Raw genomic sequence first — 6,993 nt, forward strand, 5'->3', positions numbered from 1 at the left:
CGTTCCCGCTCGTGCGATGCGCGATCCGGAAATCCCTAGCCCATCGGTGAGCGCTTCCAGCCGCCTGTGTAACGGATTGGCCTGCAGGTGCGGCGCATCGATCTGATGAATGATTGGCCGATATTGGGTAGCCGACAAGAGCCTACGAATGTCGGCTTGTGGGTCAATGCGCTCCGGCACGCACGGGTTGCGGCAAAGGATCTCCGTAGAAGATGCCTCGGCCATCGGTCGCCAAGTAGACGCGGCCGAAGAGGCGAGGATCGCCCGTGATGACTCGGTATCTAAGACCCCATTGATGCGCGTCGTCGTTAATCCGAAACCAGCGCGCGCCCGCGTCGGTCGAGCGCCACAGCCCGCCAAACGTCTTCGTGACCCCGAAGGCATAGAGAGTCGGCACGTGCCCGCCGGGCGCCGCCTTGCCGAGACCGAAGCTCACGAAATACATGTCACGCAACAGCGGATTGGCTGGCGTGGACGCCACGAACGTTCGGGCTCCGTCGCTAGTGTGGAAGAAGCGGCCGCCTAGGATCAGCCAGAGCTCGCTGGCCGTTCCCGGCGTTGCCGCCGCCATTGGTTGAAACTCCCGTGCCGCCGGGCGCGAGCTGGCAATGCCGGCCGGGAGTCCCTGCGCGGGTGCCTGCGTGAACGTCTTCGCCCCATCACGACTGACGAATATACGCGCACCAGTATAGTCGATCGCGTACCAGGCAAGGGGGTCGACCTTGTCGGCGACCGCATAGGTGCGTTCCGGTAAACCCTTGGGTCGCCACCAGATCCGCCCCCTATCGGCCGTGGCGAGCGTCACTAGCCCAGACACCAGGAAGGTGCTCCCATCCGCTGAAACAGTGATCGGTGCCTGGCCATCGGCGTCGATCCGCCGTGGCGCGGCGGGCCCGATCGCGATTGGCGACGCCAGCATCTTATGCCAGCTGCGGCCTCCGTCCTCCGACCAGCCGAGCGACGCCCCCTCAGGATCGGGAGAATAGCCTGATGCGCTCCGAACGATGATCTTGGGCACCACGCCGGCATAATCGACATTGTTAGTCTGCGGCAGGTCGGGATCGGCGAAGGCCCGCTCCGGCGCGCGGTCGAGCCGATCGTGGACGAAGCCGTGCGTGTCGCCGATGCCGGAGATCAAATGGGGCCCCTCGGGCGGACTGACGAGGCTGAGCGGCACCGCCTCTTCGATCCCGGTGACCCAGGGCCGCCAAACCATATCGGCCTTGTCCGCTTGCCTGGTCCGGAACACCGTCAGCCCCGTGGCATAGGCAAGCGTGGCACCGTCGAACGGATCGAACGCCAGACCCGCGATCCAGCCGCCAAACCCACCCTTGTCGAGCCGGAGCCAGGGGGCCGGCGAGAGATCGCGTGAACTCCGCTCCCGCAGGCTCGACCAGTGCGCGCCGCTGTCGGACGACAGCCAAACGGTATCGCGATGGTTCCAGCGATCGACCGTCGACACCGCCAGCCGGCCGGGATGGAGCCGATCGAGGCTGAGCCCCATGTAGCCGCCCTCGGCCTCATCACCGCGCTCAGGCGTGATGTTCGTCCATCCGCCCGACCTCGGGTCGAGCTTCCAAACCTCACCTAGTGCGATCCCGTTCGGACCGATGTCGGAGCAGTAATCGATGTAGAGCATGCCCTGTTGGTCTACTGCCGCCTTGACGGGCAGCATGGTCGAGGCCGGACCTCCGGTGACGGCGCTCCAGCTTCGACCGGCGTCGGTCGAGCGGTACAGGTGTTGCACCGTTGCGTCTGCGACGCCGGCATACATGGCGCGCGACCGGCCAAGGGCAGTTTCGCCCGGCGGGCCGAAGACGACGAAGGAGACGCCGCCATGGGTGTGGTTCGCGGCGGGACGGCCAAGCCCCTTCCACGGGAAGCTCTCGACCTTGTGCCACGTCCGGCCGCTGTCCTCACTGTCCCAAAGACCGTCGTGCCGCGATCCGAAGAACAGGTGCGTCCGCCGATCCGGATCAATCGCTAGGCGTTCGCCCAGACCGCGACCGTCCTCGTTGCCGCCCATGCTGAAGGGAACCGGCGTTATTTGCCAGGAAGCGCCGCGATCGGCGCTCCGCATGATCGCCGCAGGTTGGTCGAAGTACATGCCCGCGGCGAGGTAAATGATGTCTGGGTCTACCGGGTCCGGCGCGATGCTTTCGACGCCCATGTAGCTGTTCTGCGCTTGGCCGTCCTGGAGCGCAATCCAGCGCTGCGTAAGGGCATCCCAGCGATAGGCGCCACCCACATCGGTGCGCAAATATGCAAGGTCCCTTTCGGCGACGCTGAACACGATGGCGGGCGAGAACCCGCCGCCACCAATCACGACGTTGTTCCATTTGTACGGCAGTTGGGAGGGAACATGCAAAGTGGGAGCGGCAGCGAGCGAAGCTGCCGCGAGTCCCAGAAGCGGGATAACGAGTTTCACGCGGTCACCCTCTCCGATGTGGCCATTTAGCGAAGCAGGATCGGGACGGATAGTCGAGTCGTCTCACATATCGGCCTAGCCCCCGCCAGAAACGCTACACTCGATTCAGGTGCTGATTCGTAGTTCGAAAACAAATTTGAACTGGTGCGTATCGTCGGATTAACGTCCGTCCGCTTTTGGGCGCGGTGCGATCGATCACGAACGGCCGTATGTGGGTTTGCCTGCCCTCCGATGCTTGGCAGTTCCGCCCAAACCTGGTCGTTCCCCTAGGGCTATCCCTCACCTGAAACCTGCCATAGGTTCATCTTCGAAGGCAGGGATCGAGATGCACTACCCCCTCATGGACATCACGGATCGTATCTCGGAGCCGCCGACTTGGTGGCTCGACGGTATCCCGCGGTATTGTGAATACGATCCAGATAAAGCGACCTTTGCCCGCACAAATATGTTGGTGCGGGTATGCTGCCAACAGTGCCGTCGCGCGTTCGACGTTGCCATCGGCACACAAGCCATCTTGCTACAGAACGTTGTGGAACCCGTCTTAGGCTATCCATTCGATAGCAAGACTGGTGAGACCATTAACGAAGCACACGATGATCCGCCATTTCATCTTCGAGATGACGGCTTCAATTGCCCCGGAAACCCGATGATTGCGGAATGGATCGCTATCCTGCAAGTTTGGGAGAGGTCTGGGGGGGTGTCAATCCGCCGGCCCGATCTGGAAGGCCCTTCGCCCGATAGTTTGGGCTGACACAACGGCAATTTCGCATCTTCTCCGCTCTAAAGCAGACGGACCGAAATCCACCACATTCAGCCGTTCCGACGCCGATCGCGCCCAATGACCGAAAGCGCCAAATTGGCGACGCTCAGACTGCCGATTTACAACACCGAAAGCAGACATTCGTTAAGTAAGATCGTTCCCGTCGTTCCATCGTCGATTGGTAATTTGGAAAATGAGCAAACGGGAACGGATTGGAGAATGGGGATGCCGGGACGGCTACCACACGCGGCCAAAGCGACCGCCCCGCGACGGGTTCGCCACAGAAAAAGGGCTAGGTCGAAGAGTGGCGCGCGACGTGGGTCAACCAGTGGTTGACCCACGAGCGGCAAGCTTTCGGCTTAGCTTTAGAGGACGCCACGCGATAACTCAGTGCGTCAGGAACGCACCAACCGCTTCCTGGAACAGTGCAGGTTGGTCGAGCATCACGAAATGCCGGGCCTCACCAATATCGACGAAGGTGACATGCGGCGCGTCCTTGTACGCTGCATGATACATCGCATCCGCCTGCGACTTGGTGGGCCCGTCGACCGACCAAGGATAGACCAGCGTGATCGGCGTCGCGATCATCTTCATTACCGGGCGCAGGTCGCTGGTCATGTCCTCGTACATCGCAGCGCCGGACACTCGTGGATCGGCAGCTTTCACCCAGCCCGACACCAGCGCGCGAGATGCCGGCTTCAATGCCAGCCGATCTGCAATCGCCTGCGCGGCCGCGTCGCTGACAGGTTTGCCATAGCTGGCCACCTGCACGTCTCGCATCGCCTTGGCCTGCGGCTCGACCATGGCGACGGTCGCGACGGGTGAAAATAGCGTGCCGATGAAAGGCAGTGCGTCGACGATCATTATGCGCCCGGGATCGGCGTGATGCGTTTCGGCCAGCTTCAGCGCAACGAGCCCTCCCATCGAATGACCAACCATCGCGGCACCTGCGATCTTCTCGCGTTCGATGAGCGCATGGAGGTCCTCGACTATGCCGTCGAGTATCCCAGGCGATAGGTTCGCACCCGGGGCATCGCCGGCAAAACCGTTGACCTGAACCACATAGACGCGGTGAGTCTTTGCAAGACCAGGTACCACGCCATCCCACACGGTTCGAGGACTCGACAGGCCGGGGATCAGGATGACTGGCGTGCCTTTGCCTATGGAAACCACCGAAATATGCGACATCTGCATGATCCGCGTGGATGCCTCGGCATGGGTTGCGACAGGATGGAAAGCGGGGCCAATAGTCATGGCTGATAGCGCGATACGCAAACCGAGGTGTCGGATCATGTTATTGCTCCTTTGAAGGGCTGACGAAGACGTCTTCGATGGCGAGGTCGAACAGCTCGGCGAGCTTGAATGCGAGTGGAAGCGATGGATCGTAGCGTCCGGTCTCGATCGCGTTCACACTCTGCCGGCTCACTTCCAGCAGCTCGGCGAGATGCTGTTGCGACCATCCGCGAGCAGCGCGTAGCGCACGCAGATGATTGATCATGACCTCTGTCGCTCGATCAGCATGTTGGCGCACTGTCCGATACCTAATGATCCGAACCACAGCACGGGAACGTAGAAGAGCGGCAGGTGCGGCGCGCCGCCCAGCATCTCGAGGAAACCCAGGATGGATACCAGCGTCATGCTCACGCCGGTCGCGATCAGCGCCTTGCGTACCTCAAGGAGCCGTAGATATTCGTCGCGCATGTCCAGGATCATGTCGCCGATCAGCCAGAAAACGGCTGCGACCGGCAGGCCCGGCAGTGCCGCCAGCACCCAGCGGGCAGGGCCGTGCATCGCGTCGAGGTCGAAGGCACGTTGCACGCCGAACAGCAACACGATGTAGCTGAGCATCGCGCCGATCATGCGCCGATTATAGCGCTTGGTTGCGGGGTCTCGGTAGCGGGTGTTGGCGACGTGGGTGGTCATATGAAAGCCCCTTCGATTTGTTGTGAAGGAAGCTTGTCATGGAAAGCAAGCTTTACGTCAAGTAGGCTTTCCATCGCAGAGAAGTTTTATAACCGAATGTCTCACCGTTTTTGAAGGCGACAGCCAACAAGCAACGTCCGCTAACCGCCGTTCCATTCCCAAAACCGGACGGTCTCTACTTCTTCCCGTTCCGGCCGTTCAGCGGTCGAATGTACGGGAAGCCCGGTTCCCGTCACGCGTGTTTGACAAACAGGTGATTTCGGACGGCAGCCTCTCATTCGTCGCAGAACGCCGTCGCCAACCCCGATTGGCGCCAATCATGTGTTTTGCGTCAGCTAAAAGAGCGTAACTGTCATTCCCATAACTCCTTCAAGATGACGCCATTTCGCGAAAACGTTTTGGGAGCGGTTTTCGGGAAAGCGGCTTACAGCGGGAGTGGTTCACTCTTAGCTTTTGCCCGTCGTTTCCGGGCCGGGTTCGTTTTTGGGAAGGCTGGCGGTTCGCCGGTGGACGCATTTCGACCAGCCCGGCATGAAGCGGACGCGCGGGGGAGTACGCGATTCGGCAACAGGCCGGAGCTAGCTATCAATATAAGTTCATTAGATGATGTTCGATAGAATATTGATCGGCTCGATAGAAAGATCATCACGCTGATGGCAGAGCGCGGCACCTATGTTCACGAAGCCGCCAAGTTTAAAAAATTCTTCGGCCGACGTCGAGGCACCGAAACGCGTCGAGCAGGTGATTGCGAAGGTACGCGCTATCTCTGACGAAGCTGGATTAGAACCCAGTGTCGCAGAGGCGGCATACCGCGCAATGATAGCGGCCTTCATCCAGGTCGAACACAAGGCTTTCGAGCGGCATCAGACCTCGACAGATTAACGGAGGCTATTGCATCCGAGCGCATGCCTTTCCCAAATCGAACCTTTTGGGAACGCTCCTCGCTTCTCAGCCACCCTTCCTAAATGGGAAGATCGGCGCGGACGATCCGTGCGGCGTAGCAGCCGCGTTTTGCGTAATGCGCCTGCAAGTAGGTGATAGCAGGATTCTCGAAGAACCGCTCGATGAGCGGCGCAAGGGCATCCCCGTCCACAAGGTCGGCATCCACCATCTCACCGTTCTCGCTGAACCCACGAAGCGAGATAGGGCGGATGCGAAGTACATCTGGAATTACGTCGATCGCATCCAGCGCGCGATGGGCGCCTTCGCGCACGAAGATGGCGTGCCGGGAACGGTACGGCGTGTCGGCCGGCTGATGCTCGTAATTCAGCAAGATCGCGTGCTCCCCGATGTTCATGTCGCGGACTTCAACGCGATCGGGAAAGCCTGGTTTGCTATCCACGACGTACCGCTTTGCTCCTTCAGCAGCGAGGTCGGCATCGGAAAGCCCGTAAAGGTGACTGAACTGGCCGGGGTCAATGCCCAGGACGCGAAAGGACATGAACGAATTCCTACAGGTCTTACGATCCTATGGCCTGCCGCATATTCGCAGGCGTCCTGTTTCTTGCCATCAAACCCCGTCATTCCCGTTTCAGCATCCTGACGGGAAGACCGGTTGGCGGGATCGCCCAATGGCGGAAATTTGCGGAAGCGTTGCATGATGCGAAACCCACAATTTTTGCATTGTATAAAGAACGGCGAAAAACAGACAGTTCCCCAATGCAAAAGACTGATGCATCTGAATCGCCCATTCAGTGGTCAGTTTCTTCAGGTGTGAACCCCAAAGCGGAACGTCCGCTAACCACCAATCACGACATTCGCGAGTGAATAGCCGGGTTTAAAAATCGGTCATTCGCAAAGATGAACCAGCGTCCGAAGTTGGGAAGCGAAGGAAGGGGCATGAGCGTCCACTTGTGGGTCTTTTTAATTTTAAACCGAAAGA

The 6,993-nt window shown here is 60.0% G+C and carries 7 protein-coding genes; 2 read left to right on the forward strand and 5 right to left on the reverse strand.

Annotated features, from left to right (window positions below; all coding sequences use genetic code 11):
* Window positions 1-163: 163 nt before the first annotated feature.
* Window positions 164-2,428, reverse strand: a complete 2,265-nt coding sequence (locus sphst_RS14185) for a WD40/YVTN/BNR-like repeat-containing protein (protein ID WP_234387664.1) — start codon at window positions 2,426-2,428, stop codon at window positions 164-166.
* 325 nt (window positions 2,429-2,753) lie between these two features.
* Between sphst_RS14185 and sphst_RS20680 the strand changes: the two genes are divergently transcribed.
* Window positions 2,754-3,179 (forward strand): hypothetical protein, encoded by a 426-nt coding sequence (locus sphst_RS20680; RefSeq protein WP_031393985.1) that lies wholly within the window; start codon window positions 2,754-2,756, stop codon window positions 3,177-3,179.
* A gap of 396 nt (window positions 3,180-3,575) precedes the next feature.
* On the opposite strand, the gene sphst_RS14190 is transcribed toward sphst_RS20680, so the two are convergent.
* From sphst_RS14190 to sphst_RS14200, 3 genes are read right to left on the reverse strand one after another with little or no spacing between them, the layout of a single operon-like run.
* Window positions 3,576-4,481 (reverse strand): alpha/beta fold hydrolase, encoded by a 906-nt coding sequence (locus tag sphst_RS14190; RefSeq protein ID WP_031393984.1) that lies wholly within the window; start codon window positions 4,479-4,481, stop codon window positions 3,576-3,578.
* Between the two features lies 1 nt (window position 4,482).
* Window positions 4,483-4,686, reverse strand: a complete 204-nt coding sequence (locus tag sphst_RS14195; RefSeq protein WP_031393983.1) for a helix-turn-helix transcriptional regulator — start codon at window positions 4,684-4,686, stop codon at window positions 4,483-4,485.
* Window positions 4,683-5,111 carry a hypothetical protein gene (locus sphst_RS14200; protein ID WP_043156791.1) on the reverse strand — a complete coding sequence of 143 codons (429 nt, stop codon included), beginning with the start codon at window positions 5,109-5,111 and terminating at the stop codon, window positions 4,683-4,685. Before sphst_RS14200 ends, sphst_RS14195 begins: the two co-directional genes overlap by 4 nt.
* A 672-nt stretch (window positions 5,112-5,783) precedes the next feature.
* On the opposite strand from sphst_RS14200, the gene sphst_RS21685 reads away from it, so the two are divergent.
* On the forward strand, window positions 5,784-5,993 hold the full coding sequence (locus tag sphst_RS21685) for a chorismate mutase (RefSeq protein ID WP_200912162.1): 210 nt from the start codon (window positions 5,784-5,786) through the stop codon (window positions 5,991-5,993).
* A gap of 79 nt (window positions 5,994-6,072) precedes the next feature.
* Here the strand turns inward: sphst_RS21685 and sphst_RS14210 are convergent, their stop codons facing one another.
* Window positions 6,073-6,552 (reverse strand): DUF1203 domain-containing protein, encoded by a 480-nt coding sequence (locus tag sphst_RS14210; RefSeq protein ID WP_056405981.1) that lies wholly within the window; start codon window positions 6,550-6,552, stop codon window positions 6,073-6,075.
* Window positions 6,553-6,993 lie beyond the last annotated feature (441 nt).

The organism is Sphingomonas sp. STIS6.2, from assembly GCF_000732685.2.
In the GTDB taxonomy this organism is placed as follows: domain Bacteria; phylum Pseudomonadota; class Alphaproteobacteria; order Sphingomonadales; family Sphingomonadaceae; genus Sphingomonas; species Sphingomonas aerolata.

Coding starts and splice junctions, on each gene's coding strand:
- sphst_RS20680 (WP_031393985.1), top strand. CDS start 2,754: ATGCACTACCCCCTCATGGACATCACGGATCGTATCTCGGAGCCGCCG.
- sphst_RS14190 (WP_031393984.1), bottom strand. CDS start 4,481: ATGATCCGACACCTCGGTTTGCGTATCGCGCTATCAGCCATGACTATT.
- sphst_RS14195 (WP_031393983.1), bottom strand. CDS start 4,686: ATGATCAATCATCTGCGTGCGCTACGCGCTGCTCGCGGATGGTCGCAA.
- sphst_RS14200 (WP_043156791.1), bottom strand. CDS start 5,111: ATGACCACCCACGTCGCCAACACCCGCTACCGAGACCCCGCAACCAAG.
- sphst_RS21685 (WP_200912162.1), top strand. CDS start 5,784: ATGTTCACGAAGCCGCCAAGTTTAAAAAATTCTTCGGCCGACGTCGAG.
- sphst_RS14210 (WP_056405981.1), bottom strand. CDS start 6,552: ATGTCCTTTCGCGTCCTGGGCATTGACCCCGGCCAGTTCAGTCACCTT.